This window comes from Paenarthrobacter sp. AT5 (genome assembly GCF_032764245.1).
Taxonomy (GTDB): domain Bacteria; phylum Actinomycetota; class Actinomycetes; order Actinomycetales; family Micrococcaceae; genus Arthrobacter; species Arthrobacter ureafaciens.
This window is the reverse complement of record NZ_CP136441.1, coordinates 3,617,567-3,634,182: the sequence shown is the minus strand read 5'-3', so window position 1 is coordinate 3,634,182 and position 16,616 is coordinate 3,617,567. Positions and strand designations below refer to the sequence as shown.

At 64.4% G+C, this 16,616-nt stretch carries 14 protein-coding genes; 8 read left to right on the top strand and 6 right to left on the bottom strand.

The features are described 5' to 3' along the window. The first annotated feature begins 151 nt into the window (after positions 1-151). From RI444_RS16895 to RI444_RS16880, 4 genes are read left to right on the top strand one after another with little or no spacing between them, the layout of a single operon-like run. A complete protein-coding gene (locus RI444_RS16895; RefSeq protein WP_062097673.1) occupies positions 152-1,570 on the top strand; it encodes an ABC transporter substrate-binding protein in 1,419 nt (472 codons plus the stop codon). Continuing rightward, positions 1,567-2,517, top strand: coding sequence for a carbohydrate ABC transporter permease (locus tag RI444_RS16890; RefSeq protein WP_069695843.1), 951 nt, complete (start codon positions 1,567-1,569; stop codon positions 2,515-2,517). The genes RI444_RS16895 and RI444_RS16890 overlap by 4 nt, the downstream gene beginning before the upstream one ends. A gap of 8 nt (positions 2,518-2,525) precedes the next feature. Further along, complete coding sequence (locus RI444_RS16885; protein WP_021472267.1) at positions 2,526-3,398, top strand: carbohydrate ABC transporter permease; 873 nt, start codon at positions 2,526-2,528, stop codon at positions 3,396-3,398. 25 nt (positions 3,399-3,423) lie between these two features. Continuing rightward, on the top strand, positions 3,424-4,827 hold the full coding sequence (locus tag RI444_RS16880; protein WP_207605632.1) for a glycoside hydrolase family 32 protein: 1,404 nt from the start codon (positions 3,424-3,426) through the stop codon (positions 4,825-4,827). A 58-nt stretch (positions 4,828-4,885) separates the two neighbouring features. On the opposite strand, the gene RI444_RS16875 is transcribed toward RI444_RS16880, so the two are convergent. Together RI444_RS16875 and RI444_RS16870 are read right to left on the bottom strand one after the other, a co-directional pair. Then, complete coding sequence (locus tag RI444_RS16875; RefSeq protein ID WP_021472269.1) at positions 4,886-5,935, bottom strand: LacI family DNA-binding transcriptional regulator; 1,050 nt, start codon at positions 5,933-5,935, stop codon at positions 4,886-4,888. Between the two features lie 76 nt (positions 5,936-6,011). After that, the gene (locus tag RI444_RS16870) at positions 6,012-6,629 is read right to left on the bottom strand and encodes a DUF2510 domain-containing protein (protein ID WP_207605633.1); all 618 of its coding nucleotides are present in this window, start codon (positions 6,627-6,629) and stop codon (positions 6,012-6,014) included. 102 nt (positions 6,630-6,731) lie between these two features. On the opposite strand from RI444_RS16870, the gene RI444_RS16865 reads away from it, so the two are divergent. The 4 genes from RI444_RS16865 to menD all read left to right on the top strand — a co-directional run bounded on the left by RI444_RS16865 (position 6,732) and on the right by menD (position 12,445). Then, a complete protein-coding gene (locus RI444_RS16865; RefSeq protein ID WP_031216517.1) occupies positions 6,732-7,337 on the top strand; it encodes a hypothetical protein in 606 nt (201 codons plus the stop codon). 60 nt (positions 7,338-7,397) lie between these two features. After that, positions 7,398-8,408 (top strand): o-succinylbenzoate synthase, encoded by a 1,011-nt coding sequence (locus tag RI444_RS16860; RefSeq protein ID WP_207605634.1) that lies wholly within the window; start codon positions 7,398-7,400, stop codon positions 8,406-8,408. A 73-nt stretch (positions 8,409-8,481) separates the two neighbouring features. Further along, positions 8,482-10,566 (top strand): PhoX family protein, encoded by a 2,085-nt coding sequence (locus tag RI444_RS16855; RefSeq protein WP_207605635.1) that lies wholly within the window; start codon positions 8,482-8,484, stop codon positions 10,564-10,566. 172 nt (positions 10,567-10,738) lie between these two features. Further along, positions 10,739-12,445: a 2-succinyl-5-enolpyruvyl-6-hydroxy-3-cyclohexene-1-carboxylic-acid synthase gene (gene menD / locus RI444_RS16850; RefSeq protein WP_207605636.1), complete on the top strand. Its 1,707-nt coding sequence runs from the start codon at positions 10,739-10,741 to the stop codon at positions 12,443-12,445. A gap of 76 nt (positions 12,446-12,521) precedes the next feature. On the opposite strand, the gene RI444_RS16845 is transcribed toward menD, so the two are convergent. The 4 genes from RI444_RS16845 to RI444_RS16830 form a co-directional block, all read right to left on the bottom strand. Continuing rightward, positions 12,522-13,304, bottom strand: a complete 783-nt coding sequence (locus tag RI444_RS16845; RefSeq protein WP_021472275.1) for an amino acid ABC transporter ATP-binding protein — start codon at positions 13,302-13,304, stop codon at positions 12,522-12,524. A gap of 11 nt (positions 13,305-13,315) precedes the next feature. Beyond that, entirely contained in the window at positions 13,316-14,107 is a 792-nt protein-coding gene (locus RI444_RS16840; RefSeq protein ID WP_021472276.1) for an amino acid ABC transporter permease, read from the bottom strand. 112 nt (positions 14,108-14,219) lie between these two features. After that, positions 14,220-15,017, bottom strand: a complete 798-nt coding sequence (locus tag RI444_RS16835) for an ABC transporter substrate-binding protein (protein ID WP_021472277.1) — start codon at positions 15,015-15,017, stop codon at positions 14,220-14,222. Positions 15,018-15,175: 158 nt separating this feature from the next. Further along, entirely contained in the window at positions 15,176-16,525 is a 1,350-nt protein-coding gene (locus RI444_RS16830; protein ID WP_207605637.1) for an isochorismate synthase MenF, read from the bottom strand. Positions 16,526-16,616 lie beyond the last annotated feature (91 nt).

The window sequence follows — 16,616 nt, the reverse complement described above, 5'->3', positions numbered from 1 at the left end:
CTACATTGCCATAATTCGCTGGATGCCTCATGTGAGCCGCACACGCGCCGCGGGGGCGATGGTGAGATTCAAGCAACTTTCCTGTGACGCTTGACACGTGTTAGGTGGCGGGTCTACAGTTCCTAACACGTGTTAGGAAGGGAAATTCAGAATGCCGGGAACCAATGGGGCTTTGCGTCAATTCACACGCAGGACAGCCCTCACAGCCCTCGGTGCCGGGATTGTTGGAGTGACGGCGGCGTCGTGGCCGCGACTCACGGGAACAGACATCCCCGGCCGGGGAGACAACAGCCTCAGCATCGCCATCATGGGCACCGCCGCGGACGCCGCAGCCCGCCAGAAAGTCATTGACGCCTTCGCCAAGGTCCACCCCGAGATCAAAGTCAAAGTCCAGGCCATCCAAGCCGTGGACTGGAAGGACTTCTTCACCAAGATCCTCACCATGGTGGCCGCAGGCACCCCGCCGGACGTTGTGTACGTGGCAACCGAAGGCGCCCAGCTTTTCGCCGAGAAGCTCGCCCACCCCTTGGACGACTACCTTCGTCGCGACGCCGCGGACATGAAGGAATACTTCGAGGACGTCCACCCCAGCTTGGTGGAAGCGTTCATGTACAAGGGCAGCCTGTTCCAGCTTCCCATCGACTGGAACGCAGCCAACATGTACTACAACACTGCGTCCCTGCGCGCGGCCGGGCTGGAACGCCCCGCCGAGGACTGGACCCACACGGACTTCCGCGCCACCCTCGCGGCGATGAAGAAGGCCAAGCCGTCCGACTTCACGCCGTACTACTGGACCAACCGGCTCTTCGGCGGAGTGGTCCCGTGGCTCTACGCCAATGACACCAGCTTCCTCAAGGAAACAAAGTCCGGCGGCGGGGAATGGCTGTGGGACGGCTTCTACGGCAACGATCCCTCCCGCAGCCTCCGTTCCGGCGGCTACCAATGGCTCGAGCCCAACGCCGATGACCCCCGCGTCTTCGAATCCTTCGACTACCTCCGCGGACTGGTCAAGGACGGCCTCGGCGTCCGGCCCGAAGAAGGCGGCGGAAGCTCGCTGATCGGTCTCTTCGCCTCCAACCGCATAGGTACGACGCCGGCGGGCGGCTATTGGGTGCAAGGCCTCCACGAGGCGGGGATGACCGAGGACGGATTCGACGTCCAGTTCTTCCCCAAATGGCGGACCCAGCGGCACCAGTTCGGCACGGCCGGCTACGCGATCATGAAGACCGCCAAGGACAAGGACGCCGCTTGGGAATGGGTGAAGTTCAGCGCCAGCCTCGAAGCCATGCAGATCATTTTCCCGACGCCCAACACCACCCCGGCCCGCCGGTCCATGGCCAACCAGCAGCTCTACGCCGGCACAGGACCCCGCCACTGGAACGTCTTCTACGACACCCTGGACAAGTTCCCCACCACTGGCCCCATCCCGGCACCTCCCCAGCAGGCCGCCGTCGAGACCGCCCTCATGAAGAACGTATCCCTGGCTGTCAGCGGGGACGAGCGGCAACTCAAACAAGCACTCGAATCCATGCAACGCGATCTTGAACTGGCCTTGAGGAGGCAGCCATGAGCACTGTCACCCGTACCCCTACGGGCAATGCCCGGGCGTCGGCCCCCGGAAGCGGTCCAGCCTCCAAACGGAGCCGGGTCCAGCAACGGTGGCTTCCGTGGGCCTTCCTTGCCCCAACCATCGTTGGCATGGGCCTGTTCACCCTCCTGCCGATCGTGGCCTCCATAGCGCTCGCGTTCTTCCGCTGGGACATCATCTCGGCCCCGACGTTCGTGGGTTTCGATAACTTCGCCGAGGTTGTCCAGGACCCCACGGTCCGGGTGTCCTTCCTCAACACCATCGTGTTCGTCGTGGTGGCAGTGGCCCTCCAACTGGGGTTGGCGTTGGGCCTGGCGGTCATGGTCCAGGAAAAGCTCCCGGCCTGGCTCCGGGTCTTCTTCCGGTCGGCGTTCTTCTTCCCGCTGATCCTGTCCGCGGCGTCGGTCTCCATCTTCATGCGCTACCTGTTCAACGAGCAGTTCGGCGTAGTGAACTGGTTGCTTTCGCTGATCGGCATCCCCGCGGTTCCGTGGCTGACGACGCCAGGCGGGTCTGCCGCCGTCGTGATTCTTGTCTACGTGTGGCAGAACTTCGGGTTCTCTTTCCTGCTGTTCATCGGCGGCCTCGCCTCGATTCCGGTGGAAACCTACGAGGCCGCGTCCCTGGACGGTGCCACCGGTTGGCGCAAGCACTGGTACGTCACCTTGCCGCTCCTGAGCCCCACCACGCTGGTGGCTTCCGTGATGGCGATCATCAACGCCCTCCAAGTCTTCGATCAGCCCTACGTGCTCACCCGGGGCGGTCCCGGCGACTCCACCCGGACAGCCGTGATGGTGATCTTCGAGTCCGCGTTCCAGCGGCTCGAGTTCGGCCAGGCCTCGGCGATCGGCGTGATCCTCACCCTGATCATCATGGCCATCACGGCCCTGCAGTTCCGGCTCAGCAAACGATTCGTCTTCTACCAGTAAGGCCAGCCATGACCACCATTTCTGAACGTGTTGAAAGCACGGCTCGGCCTGTCCTGCGGAAGAAGCGCGACTGGTCCGTAGCCTGGCGGATCGTCGCCCTCCTGATCGCGTCCGTTTTTGTCCTGGGTCCCGTGCTCTGGACGCTGTCCACCTCGCTGCGGCCGCCGTCGGAATCCTTCAAACTGCCGCCCGCCTTCCTGCCGCTCAACCCGGACTTCACCTCCTACAGCCAGGTTTTCAAGCAGCTGAACATTCTGGGGCTGGTGCTGAACAGTGCGCTGGTGACCGGACTGATCGCCATCGGCCAGATGGTCACGGCAGCCTTGGCAGGGTACGCCTTCGCGCACCTTCGCTTCCGGGGACGTGGAGCGCTGTTCTCGATCGTGCTGGCCACCATGATGGTGCCGGCGCAGGTGACGATCGTTCCCGTGTTCATGCTGATCCGCGGCGTAGGCCTGTCGGACACGCTGCTCGCGCTGATCCTTCCGGCCATCCCGACGGCGTTCGGCACGTTCCTGATGCGGCAGTACTTCATGGGACTCCCGGCTGACCTCGCTGAAGCGGCAGCGATCGACGGCGCCTCACCCTGGCGGACGTTCCGTTCCGTGTACGCGCCGCTGGCGATGCCGGGCCTGGCGATCGTGGGCATTCTGGCCTTCAACTTCCACTGGAACGAGTTCTTCCGGCCGCTCATCATGACCATCTCCGAGCAAAACTTCACGCTCCCGCTCGGCCTGGTCTCGCTCCAAGGCAACCTCGGCACGGGAAGCATCTCCGTGGTGCTGGCCGGTGTTGTCCTCTCCATGATTCCCGCGCTGGTGGTGTTCATGTTCGGGCAGCGTGCGCTGCAGGACGGACTCACCGCAGGTACGGGCAAATAACCTCCACCTTGTGAAAGGCATTCCAATGACGGACCTTGCTCTTGTTTCCTCCCTCGCCCGTGCGGCTACGCACCCCGACCCGGCCTTCCCGCGCTTCCACCCACGTCCGGCACAAGGCTGGATCAATGATCCCAACGGCGTCAGCTACATCGATGGCAAGTATCACGTCTTCTTCCAGTACAACCCGGACTCCGCCCGCCACCGGCTGATCCAGTGGGGACACGTCAGCTCCGAGGACCTGGTGCAGTGGGAAGAACACCCCGTTGCGCTGGTTCCCCAAGCCGGCGGGCCGGACTCCGCAGGATGCTGGACCGGCGTAGTCACGCTGGATGACGGAGTTCCCACGGCTGCGTACTCGGGCGTCCAGGATCACGGTGGCCACTCGCAGGTAGTGATCGCCCGCGGCTCTTCCGACCTTGTTTCCTGGAACCAGGACGGCCACGTTGCTGCCTCCATGCCCACGGACCCCACGGTGACGGCCGTGCGGGATCCTTTCATCTTCCGCTTCAACGGCGCCCGCTACGCCGTCCAAGGCGCAGGCCTGGCCGACGGGCGGGCAGCATTGCTGCTCTACTCCGTGGAAGACATGGAGAACTGGGAGTACAAAGGGATCTGGTTGACCTCCTCCGACCCCGTGGCCGCGATGCACGCACCGGCAGAGATCTGGGAGTGCCCGCAACTGGTGGAGGTGCCCGTTGCCGGCGGCGGTTCAACGTGGGTCATGATGTTCTCCCTCTGGCTCTCCGGCGACGACCACGAGCACGCCAACGGCGTGGGGCACCTGATCGGCTCACTTTCCCCGGATTCGGAAACCGGACTGCCCGTGTTTACTGCCGCTACGGGTGGCAAGTCCGATCTGGGCCGCGACTTCTACGCGCCGCAGATCGTGCAGCTCGCTTACAGCTCCGCGGCTGCTACCTCTGCTGCGTCCTCGGCCGCTGCCTCTGCCCTGATGTGGGGCTGGGCCAACGAAGGTCCCGGACGCGACGGCCGCCGGGGCCGCACCCAGGAAGAAATCGACGACGCCGGATGGTCGGGCGTGCTGACGCACCCGCGCCTTCTGTCCGTGGCTGATGGAGCGCTTGTTGTTGCTCCCGCGCCGGAGGTTTCCGCGTACCGGGGTGCTGCCGTGGCTTCTGACGCTTCGGGCTCGGTGGATGTTCCGGCGTTTGCAGAGGTGGGTGTCACGGGTTCCGGTCCCGTCTCTCTGCGGCTGGGGTCCGGTGCGGATGAGCAGCTTGTGTACTCCGGAACGGTTGCTGCGGGGGAGGAGTTGCGGATCTTCATCGACGCTTCACTTGTGGAGGTGTACCGCTCCGGATCCGTGGCTACCACACTCCGGGCGTACCCGTTGGCCGGGGAATCATGGACACTGGAGCTTCCCGCCGGTGCCACCGCCAATGTGTGGGAACTGACCCTGCCTCGTTAGGCGATGTCGGTTGTGGGACCCGCAGCGGTTTCCGTTGCGGGCCTCGCTGTGGGTCCGCCTAGCGCGTTGCCGGTCCGGTGGACTCGCGCAAGACCAAGCGGCAGGGGACCATCGTCTCAACGGTGGGCTCCGCCGTCGTGGTTTTACCGTCCTCGATGGCGTCCAGCAACCTGGTCATCGCTTCGCGGCCAATCTCGCGCAGGGGGAGGGCCATGGTGGTGAGGGCGGGGACCATGGTGTTGGCGATGCGGTGTTCGTCGTCGTAACCCATCACGGAGAGGTCGCCCGGGATGCTGAGGCCAAGGCGCGCGGCGGCGAGGACCACCCCGACGGCCAGCCTGTCGTTCGCGCACATGATGGCCGTGGGCCGCTCAGCCGGGACCACGCCGTCGAGCAATCGCATCGCTCCCTTGTAACCGTCGTCAATATCCCAGCCGGCGTGCGCTATCCGCGCCTCGGTGACCGGGAGCTGCGTGGAGGCGAAGGCCTCCCGGTAGCCCTCGATGCGGAGGGGCGAGGCGGGAGAATCCTCGGAACCGGCAAGGAAAGCGATGTCGCGGTGGCCGAACTGAATCAGATGCTCCGTGGCCTCGCGTCCGCCGGTGACTTCATCCGGGATGACGTGATGGAGGCGCGGCCGGGGATGGGCGTCGTAGCAATTGGCAAGGACAGACGGCACGCGCTCCATGCCCGGCGGAACTTCCAACGGTTTCAAGCCCACGGTCACGTACATCAAGCCGTCAACCTGCCGGTCGAGGAGCGTCTCGATCGCTCCCGCATCCCGGGCTGTATCGCGCTCGGTATCCATGACCACCGTGACAAAACCGCGGCTGCGGGCGACGTCGTCCGCGCCGCCGATGATGTTGCCGTCGAAGGGGCTGACCACCACTTCATCGGACAGGATCCCGATCACCCGCGAACGCTGGTTCCGCAGGCTCAGGGCGATCGCGTTGGGGGAGTAGTTAAGCTCCTGCGCCGCCAAACGGATGCGTTCCTGGCTTTCCTTGGCAACGTTTCCGTCGCCCCTGCCGTTGAGCACAAGGGAAACCGCGCTCCTGGACACCCCCGCCCTTTTGGCGACGTCCAGTGCGGTTGCCTTGCGGTTCATCGGGGTCCTTCCGTTCTTGCCTCGATTAGCAGTCTACCTAACGCGTGTGAGGCTGTGGACGCCGCCCGTTCAGTGTTTATGCGTTGATCGAGTAGCCGATGTGCGAGTAGAGCTGCGTCATGAAGTTGGAGAACCAGATGGCGGCGACGATGAAGGAGACCACTATCGTTCCGATGAGGACCCAGATTGGCGCCAAACCGCGGCCCGGAGCCACCTTCCGGACAATGACGGACCGGCCAATGACATAGACGGTTCCGCTCAGGAAGCACCAGGCCCAGTGGAAAGGCCGGACCACCCCGGAGCGGGAAAGGCGCTGGTAATCCAGATAGGCCAGGAAGACACTCACGCCCCACACCAGGAAGCTTGAGATCTGCATCAGGAAGAAGCCCGGGGTGTACATGGACGTGGGGTCAAAAGTGGTCCCTTGCCGGGTGTTCAAATACCGGAACTCGGGCTGCCACGTCAGCAACAGGAAGATTGCCACAAGCGGCAACAGAACAATGGCCCATATGAAGGGGTTGTAAACCGGGGTCTCGTTGCTGATCAGCGGCCGCTGGACAGGCATATGCTGCGCTGATCCCGGAGCCACATTCTGGGTCCACTGCACCCCGTCCCACCAGCGCATCTGCTGGGGCTGTGAAGGATCCGGGTACCAACCCGGAGGAGTTGCTGAGCTGTTGAAACCCTGAGTCATGAGTCCCCCTTTTTAAGTGTCGAATCGAGGATATCGCGGTTGCGTCCTCTCGCTTCACAAGCAGTTCTCCACATTGACGGCAAGTCGGTGTATGCATGGATCATGACCTTCTTCGAGCCCGCTTCCGAGCCACCGGAACGGTTTCATCAGTCCGCTCCGCCACGCCCGGGCTGGGCGGGACCGCCGTCTGACGAACTGCCCGGCGTGGTGCACATCGGCGGGTTCATCTACGGCGACGACCGAATGGTGGTGGCCCTGAAATCCGCGGACGTCTACTCCACAGGTTGCGTTCTGGAATTCGTCTGGACGGCCCGCCGCGGCGGCAAGACAGGAAGCGAGTGGCGGGACACCATGGACCAGGCGTTCATCCCGCCGGGATCGCCGGTAGCCGCTGCATCCGGGCTGATGGTGGGAGTCGGATACGGGGACGGACGCAAGGCCCTCGCTTCAAGGCCGGGTCCCGCACTGTCCGAGGGGGACGAGGTGGAAGGTCCGGTCTTGTCGGTGCTGGGCGGCGGGGGAGCCGGCGGCAACGACGAGCAGGTCCACGGCACCGCCAGATACTGGCTCTGGCCGCTTCCCCTCGAGGCCGGCACAAAAGTGGTGGTGAAGTGGGATGGGCTCCGGATGCCCGAAAGCTCATTCAACCTTCCGCACGAGCGCTTGATTGCGGCGGTAGGCGACGTCCGGAAATTCTGGGTGGAGTAGTTCTCCACATAGCCTGAATTGGCCGCCTCAACGCCAAAAACCCGCCGGTACAGTGGCACTATGCTCCCTTCGCTTGAAGAATTACAGGAATCTGCCCGCGTTGTTTCGCTGCCCATGCGGGTCAAGTTCCGCGGCATTATGCAGCGGGAGACGCTCCTTCTGAAGGGACCTCTTGGGTGGGGTGAATTCTGTCCCTTTCCCGAATACGGGGACGACGAATCCTCCCGGTGGCTCGCTGCCGCCCTGGAAGCCGGCTGGCAGGGCTTCCCGCCGGCCCTGCGGGACACCATTCCTGTGAACGCCACCGTCCCGGCCGTTTCCGCCGACCGGGTACCGGATGTGCTGGCCCGGTTCGGACGCGTGGACGCGGTGAAGGTCAAAGTGGCAGAACGCGGGCAGGACGTGGCGGAGGACATCGCCAGGGTCACCGCAGTTCGTGATGCACTGCCCGATGCTTCCATCAGGGTGGACGCGAACGGCGGTTGGGATGTTGATCAGGCCGTTGACGCGTTGGGCAGGCTCTCGGCTGTTGGGCTCGAATACGCCGAACAGCCTGTCCCCACCATTGAAGGCCTGGCAGAGGTGCGGCGCCGCCTTGTAGCAGCGGGAATCCCCGTGCCCATCGCTGCCGACGAAAGCGTCCGCAAGGAAGAGGACCCCCTTCGGGTAGCAAAGGCCGGCGCTGCCGACCTCATAGTGGTCAAAGTAGCGCCGCTTGGGGGAGTCGCACGGGCCCTGGACATCGTCGCCCAGGCCGGCCTGCCCGCCGTCGTCAGCTCCGCCCTTGATACCTCGGTGGGAATCCGCGCCGGTCTCGCGCTCGCAGCCGCACTGCCAACGCTGCCCTACGCCTGTGGCCTCGGCACGGTTTCCTTGTTCGCCTCGGATATTACGTTGGACCCCTTGGTAGCCGACGACGGCGCCATCCGCCTCCGCGAGGCCGTCGCCGATCCCGGGCTGCTGGAGCAGTACGCAGCTACCGGGGAACGCCGGGACTGGTGGTTGGACCGCCTGGGCCGGGTCCATGCAGTCCTGGTGGCGGCCCCCGGCAATCTGTTCACCAAGCCTTAACCGGAATGTCCTTCCCGCGTTGGGTTCCGCTGAAAGGCTCAGCGGGAACCTCGTACAAGCCTGGAAGGTCCCCATGTCTGAAACAACCCGTCGCACGTTCCCGCTGTTGCCCATGCTCGGCCACACGAAGGGAAAGCGGAGCGCGGTCACCTGTGCCCTCAAGTGCGACAACGCTTGTGCAGGCGATGTCTGCAACACCAGCTCCAACGGTTACTTCCGCGACATCGCCTCAACCGCCATGTCCCGCCGCGCCGCCCTTGGCCTGGGCGCCGCCGGGGCGCTCGCCGTCGTACTTGGCGGAACGGGTACCGACGCCGCCGTGGCTGACTCCGGCAGCGGACTTTCCGACGCCGTAAACAAGGGATTCGGCAAGTCCAAACTCACGTTTGCACCCATCAAACCCGTGGACGCCGCGGTTGATGCATTTACCGTGCCGGAAGGTTTCGAGTGGAGGCCGATCATCCGCTGGGGCGATCCGCTGTTCGCTGATTCACCGGCCTTCGATCTCAACAACCAGACCGCCGCCGCCCAGGCCCGCCAGTTCGGTTACAACAACGACTACACGGATATCCTCCCGATCCCGGGCTCCAAGGACCGCCGGGCAGTCCTGTTCACCAACCACGAGTACACCAATGAGAACCTCATGCTGCCCGTCGGCTTTGACGCGGCAGAAGCGCGGGCTATCGGCCGTGCCGCCCACGGCCTGGCTGTTGTGGAGCTTGAGCGGAAGAACAAGAACAAGCCGTGGAACTACGTCAAGGGCGCACCCCTCAACCGTCGTTTCCTGACGGACACTATCTATGAACTTACTGGTCCCGCGGCTGGCACCAACCTGGTCTCCACCATCGATGACCCCGCAGGCCGGTGGATCAAGGGAACCCTGGGCAACTGCTCCGGAGGCACCACCCCGTGGGGCACTATCTTGTCCGGTGAAGAAAACTTCAACGGGTACTTCGCAGCGCCGGGATCCTCGGCAGAGGACAAGCGCTACGGCCTGGCCGCGAAGCCCACCACGCGTCAGTGGGAACTCGACGAACCCCGTTTCGATACCCGGAACCCCGGCTACGCCAACGAGTCCAACCGCTTCGGCTGGATAGTGGAAGTTGATCCTTTCGACCCCTCGTCCACCCCCAAGAAGCACTCCGCCATGGGCCGTTTCAAACACGAAGGCGCCAACGTGATCGTCGCCCCCGACGGCCGCGTGGTGGCTTACATGGGCGACGACGAGCGCTTCGACTACCTCTACAAGTTCGTGTCCAAGGGTTTCTATAAGCCCGGCGACTCAGCCGATGCGCGCAAGAACAACATGAACCTGTTGTCCGAAGGTGACCTGTACGTTGCCCGGTTCACCGGTGATTCCCCGGCCTCGGAGATCGACGGCACCGGCAAACTTCCCGCAGATGGTGCCTTTGACGGTACCGGTGAATGGCTTCCGTTGGTCGTGAACGGGCAGTCAGCTGTGCCGGGCATGTCCGTGGCCGAGGTACTCGTGTACACCCGTCTCGCGGCGGACAAGGTAGGCCCCACCAAGATGGACCGTTGCGAAGACGTGGAACCGAACCCGCTGACCGGCAAGGTCTACGTTGCCTGCACCAACAACTCGGACCGCGGAAAGACCGGCAAGGAAGGCGCCACGGAGGTCAATCCGCGCACACTGAACCGCGACGGTCACATCGTCGAGATCACCGAGGCTCCGGGCCAGACCGGCACGGCATTCAATTGGACCCTCCTGTTGGTTGCCGGCGATCCCGCAGCGAACGGGTCCACGTACTTCTCGGGCTTCCCGGCAGACAAGGTCTCGCCGATCTCCTGCCCGGACAACGTGGCCTTCGACTCCGTGGGCAACCTGTGGATTTCCACTGACGGTGCCCCATCGTCGATCGGCTACAACGACGGCCTGTTCAAGGTCACCATCGACGGACCGGAGCGTGGAAAGGTGGAGCAGTTCCTCTCTGTCCCGCGCGACGCCGAGACCTGTGGCCCGATCATCCACGACGACGAGCGGACAGTGTTCGTAGCCGTCCAGCACCCCGGCGAAGACGGCACATTCGCGGCCCCCAACTCGCTGTTCCCGGACTACGTCGGTGCGGGATCCACCCCGGCGCCCGGTGCGGCCCGCGCCCCGCGACCCTCGATCGTCCAAGTGTCCCGCAAGTAGCCCCGGGTGATAGAGGGTTCCGCATTCGGCGTTGTTATGTGACAGAGCGTCCATCAATTCCGTTGCTCTATCACTTCCCGCCGGGTTTTGCCGGTTGCTCTTCCACATCCCGCCGGGTTTAACGGTTTCCTCTCGCACCGCGCCAGGAGACCCGCGCCCATAGACTGGAACGGTGACTTCGCAGATCTCCCTGACCTCCCTTGGCGCCGCCCGGATCGCTGTAACGGCACTGCTCGACGGCGGTGTGCGGCACGTGGTGGTGGCGCCAGGTTCGCGCTCGGCACCGATGGCCTACGCCCTCGCCGAAGCCGAAGCCGCAGGGAGGGTCCACCTGCACGTCAGGATCGACGAGCGCGATGCCGGGTTCACGGGATTGGGCCTCGCCTTATCGACCGAAGCCCCCGCCGCCGTACTGACGACATCGGGGACCGCCGTCGGAAACCTCCTTCCTGCGGTGATGGAAGCGAACCATGCGGCCGTGCCGCTGATTGTCATATCGGCAGACCGGCCGGCGGAATTGCACGGAACCGGGGCCAACCAGACCACCACCCAACTGGACCTCTTCGGCGATCACGTACGGTTCGCCGTCGACGTCGCTGCGGGTGACAACCCGCAGCGCGCGGTGGCCACGGCCCTGTACGCGGCCACGGGCGCGTTGGAAGACACCCCGCCCGGTCCGGTCCAGGTGAACCTCGCCTTCCGCGACCCCCTGGTGCCGGAGGCGGGCGACGCCCTCCCGACCGCGGCGGGTCGCGGACTCTTCCATTACGACGCCGGTCCGCAGGCGCTTGATCTTCCCGAAGCATCCGCCGGGCTTCCGGAGCGGCGCACGGTGGTGCTTGCAGGGCACGACGCCGGTCCCGTCGCCGAAGCTTTCGCGCGGGCCCACGGGTTGCCGTTACTGGCGGAGCCATCCTCGAATGCGCGGTTCGGGCCGAACTCCGTGGGCCCGTACCGGCTGCTGCTTGAGCACTTCGGTCCGGAATCGCCGGCGCCCATTGAGCGCGTCGTGCTGTTCGGCCGGCCCACGCTGTCCCGGCCGGTGGGCGCACTCTTGTCGCGTGAAAGCGTGGAATCGGTGATCTACCAGCCTGTTCCCGTCGCCTGGTACCAGGAAGGACGCCGAAGGGAAGCACCGGTGGAAACGCTGCCCGGTTTGGCCGAGTTCGCAGGCCGGGGTTCAGCTGACTGGCTTGATTCCTGGCTGCTGGCCGGTGCCGCAGCCCAGCACGCCCTTGACGGTGTGCTGGCCGAAGAAGCGGCCGCCACAGGGCCGTCGATCGGCGCAACTGTGTGGAAGCACGCCCGCGGAAAACTGGTGCTCGGCTCCTCCAACGGCATCCGCGACGTGGACCTTGCCGGTCAACCGCACCCCGACCCCATCGCAACGGTCTACGCCAACCGCGGACTCGCCGGCATCGATGGAACCCTGGCAACAGCCACCGGAATTGCCCTCGGCAGCGGACGCGAAACCACCGTCCTCCTGGGCGATGTCACCTTCCTCCACGACGTCGGCGGCCTGCTTTTGGGCAAGGGCGAACCGACTCCGGACCTTCGCATCGTGGTCCTGAACGACGCCGGCGGGGCCATCTTCGGGCTGCTCGAACACGGGGCAGTCGAGGACTCAGGCGCCTACGGCACCGCCGTCGAACGCCTTTTCGGCACCCCGCACGCAGTGGACCTTTCGGCGCTCGCGGCGGCTTACGGCGTCGGGCATCAAGCGGTGAGTACGACGGCGGAACTTGCCGAAGCGCTGAAGGCGCCGCTCAAGGGACGCAGCATTGTGGAAGTCCGCGCAGACCGGGTGGGACTGCGCGGACTTCATGCCCGGATCAAGGACGCTGTCTCGGCTGCGGTTGGTAAGGTGCTCGCTGCCTGAGGAACGCCCGAAACCCGTCGGGATGTGACAGAGGAACGCCCGAAACCCGTCGGGATGTGAGAGAGGAACGGAAGGGTTAGTCCTCTTCGACGCCGATGTGGGTGGGATCCAGGACGCGGCGCAGGAATTCCTTGGTTCGCGGCTGGGTGGGGGCGCTGATGACCTTCTCGGCCGGGCCTTCCTCCACCACGACGCCACCGTCCATGAACACGACGCGATCGGCGACTTCGCGGGCAAAGCCCATCTCGTGCGTGACCACCAGCATGGTCATGCCTTCCTGCGCCAGCTTGCGCATGACGGCCAGGACGTCGCCAACGGTTTCCGGGTCCAGCGCGGAGGTGGGCTCGTCGAAGAGCATCAGCTGCGGGTCCATGGACAGTGCGCGGGCGATGGCCACGCGCTGCTGCTGCCCGCCGGAGAGCTGGTCCGGGTAGCGCTCGGCGAGGTGTCCCAGGCCCACGCGTTCCAGGTTCCGCCGGGCTACCTCGCCGGCTTCTGCCTTGGAACGCTTGAGGACCTTGATCTGGGAGACGGTGCAGTTGTCCAGGACGCTCAAGTGCGGGAAGAGGTTGAAGTGCTGGAACACCATTCCCACGCTTTGGCGCATGCGGTTGAGGTCGACGTCGGGATCGGTCGCCTCGAACTTGCCCACGTTGATGACGCCTGCGTTGGGCTGCTCAAGGAGGTTGACGCAGCGCAGCAGGGTGGACTTGCCGGAACCGGAGGGCCCGATCAGGCACACCACCTGGCCCGGTTCGACGGACAGCGAGATGCCCTTGAGGACCTCGTTGCTGCCGTAGGACTTGCGGAGGTCCTTGATGGTCACGCCCGCAGCGTGGACTGTAGCGGAGTTAGTCATGACGGTCCTGCCTATCGCTTGGTCCGCGCGGAGCGGCTTTCGAACTTCCGTGCCAGGAGGCTCAAGGGGATGGTGATGATCAGGTAGAAGGCACCTGCCACAAGCAGCGGCGTCAGGCCGGCGCCGAGGCTGGAGATACCGTCGCGGCCGAACTTGGTCAGTTCGTACTGCGATGCAGTCAGGCCCAGTACGTAGATCAGCGACGAGTCCTTGGTGAGCAGGATGATCTCGTTGGTCAACGGCGGGAGGACGATCTTGAACGCCTGGGGGATGACGATCGTGACCATCGCGCGCCAGTGCGGCATACCCAGCGATCGGGCGGCCTCCATCTGGCCCTTGGGCACGGCCTGCAGGCCTGCGCGGAGTGTTTCAGCGATGTAGGCCGCGGCCACCATGCCCAGGGAGACCATGACGATCACGTTGACGTCCCACTGGATTCCGAAGGCCAGCGGAACACCGTAACCGAAGGCGATGAAGACCAGCAGCGCGGGGACGCCGCGGAAGAACTCGATGTAGCCCGTGGCGATCCAGCGGTACAGCGGGAAGGAGGAGAGCTTCATCAGGGCCAGCAGAAGGCCGCCGGAGAGGCCGACTATGAAACCGAGGGCCGTGTAGATGAGGGTGTTCTTGAGGCCGATCAGGAAGATGCCCGGGAACATCGGGCCGATCTTGGCGAAGTTGAAGACGCTGTTTCCCACCGTCTTCCAGTCCACGGCAAGGATCACGGCGGCCAGGACCACTACGAAGATTCCGGCCTGGACGTACAGACTGACTTTGGCGCGTTGACGTGCAGTCATTGCCATGGTGTTCTCACATTCATGTTGCGCAGTTGGGGCCCCGTACGAGTTGTCCTTTGTTGAACATCATCGGTACGGGGCCCCGCTTACGTGGATCTTTGGGAGCCGGGGCTCGGAACTACTTGGCGGCCTCGCCGAACCAGGTGGTCTTGAACTTTTCGAGCGTGCCGTCGTCCGTGATGCGCTTCAGGGTCTTGTTCACGGCGTCGCCCATGGCGGTGTTGCCCTTCTTGTAGGCAATGCCGAGCTTCTCGCCGGTGGCGTAGTCTTCAACGCGCTTGAGGTTGGACTCGTCCTTGATGGCGTAGCCAAGCACGGACTGGTTGCCGACGGCTGCGTCGATGGTGCCTGCCTTGAGGGCCTGGACCAGGAGGCCGGAGTCTTCGAACTGCTGGGCGTCGAGGCCCTTGTCCTTGGCGTACTGGGCGCCGGTGGTTGCCTGCTGGACGCCCACCTTCTTGCCCTTTGCGCCGTCCAGGTTGGTGATTCCGGAGGAGGAGGAAGCCACGAGGGTCAGGTCGTCATCCATGTACGGCTCGGAGAAGTCCATGACGTTCTTGCGGACATCGGTGATGGAAACCGAGGAGATGGAGACGTCGCAGCCGGCCAGTGCGGTTCCGGTTTCGATTGCTTCGAAGGAGCTGTCCACCACGTTGAGTTCTGCGTTGAGGTCCTTGGCGAGCTCTGCGGCGATGTCCATGTCGAAGCCGACGTTCTTGCCGTCCTTCTGGAATTCAAACGGCTCGTAAGGAATGTCCGAACACACCGTGAGCTTGCCGGCGTTGATGAGCTGGGGGCCCGAACCCGAGGAAGCGGCCGGAGTGGACGAGCCACCACAAGCGGTCAGGGCAAGGGCGCCTGCTGCGAGAACGGCTGCCACCTTGGTGCCGGACAGAACCGAACGGGAGATCTGCATGTTTTTTACCTTTTGTTGCAGTGGATGCTGAACTGAGTCGGTTTTAGTGTAGCGCCGAACATGAGATGTGCATCACAGGAAACGAAGTTTCACTATTAGATAACCAGTTTAGCCAAGATAAAAGTATCCTTACAGACCCTGTGTCCGGGATACCGGATTTACCGTCGGATACCCAGAGCTTCCAGCATGGGCCTGAACTTCGCCCACGTCTCTGCAAGCTCGGCCTCGGGCTGGGAACCCTCCACAATCCCGCACCCTGCGAACAGGCGAACAGTATTAGCGTCTTCAATCACTGCCCCGCGCAGGGCGATGCCCCATTCGCCGTTCCCGGCGGCGTCGAGCCAGCCGACCGGTCCGGCGTACGGGCCGCGGTCCAGGTGCTCGAGTTTGCGGATCAAAGCTCCGGCAACCTGGGTGGGCGTTCCGCACACTGCGGCGGTGGGGTGCAGCGCATTGATGAGGGCCAGGCAGGTGGGCACGTGCCCCTCGATATCGGCCAGCTCCGCCTTCACGTCCGAGGCCAGGTGCCACACGTTGGGCAGCTCCAGGATGAACGGCTCGCTGTGGGAGTTCATGGCCTCGGAAAAGGGTGCCAGCTGCCGGGTCAGGGAATCGATGGCAATCTCGTGCTCGTGCCGCTGCTTCTCAGAGCCGGCCAGGACGCGCTCGGCGTACTCCATGGGGGAGCCCTCAACGCCCTCGGCATCCCGACGGTCCAAGGTTCCGGCAAGTACGCGGGCCTGGGCGGTTCGGCCCTCCACCTGGATCAACATCTCCGGCGTCGCCCCCACCAAACCGTCAACGCCGTACGTCCAGCATTCCCGGTACCTGGCCGCGAGCTGGCGAAGCACCTCAGCCGCGCTGACCCCTTCCGGCAAGTTCGCAACGACGTCGCGCGCCAACACCAGCTTCTCCAGCTTGCCGGCGCGGATTTCCTCCACGCCGTTGGTGACGGCCTCCATCCACGCGGCCTCGCTCAGGGAGCCGCGGCCAAGCGAGCCCCGCGAGCCGTTGAGCGCAGCAACCTCGGGCGAGGGCCCGACGTCGGACCCTCCCGCAGCGGGCTCGTCACCGCTGGCGTCGGACAGCCAGCTTTCCAGGGCCGCCAGCACGCCCGCCTCGGTGAGCGGCGCGTCGTCGAACGTCAGCTGCGTGGCCCAGGCCCGGCCGTCACGCATGCCGACCACAAGTTCGGGGAGGATGAGGCGCGAAACGTGCGGAGACGTCTTGGAGAAAGCGAACGAGCCGAAGGCGACCGGACCCGTACCAGGAAGCTCCACCTGGTCTGTGATATCGGCCTCAAGGATCAAATGCCGCCACCACATATCGGCTTCGAGGAAACGGTCAGGGCCGGTGGCGTTGAACCGGGTCAGCTCGCCATAGCCCACCAGCCCGGCTTCGCGGCGTGACCAGCAAAGCACGTCATCGCGCACCAAAAACGACGGCAGCCCCCCTGAGGATGAATCAACATCGAGGGGGACTGTCAAAGTACGCAGAGTGCTGGTCATGATGGAACTACAGTACTCCCGGCCGCAAGCTGAACCCGCGCCGTCTTCTACAGCGCAGCAAACTCCGCGGAATGTCTGAGACAATTGCAGG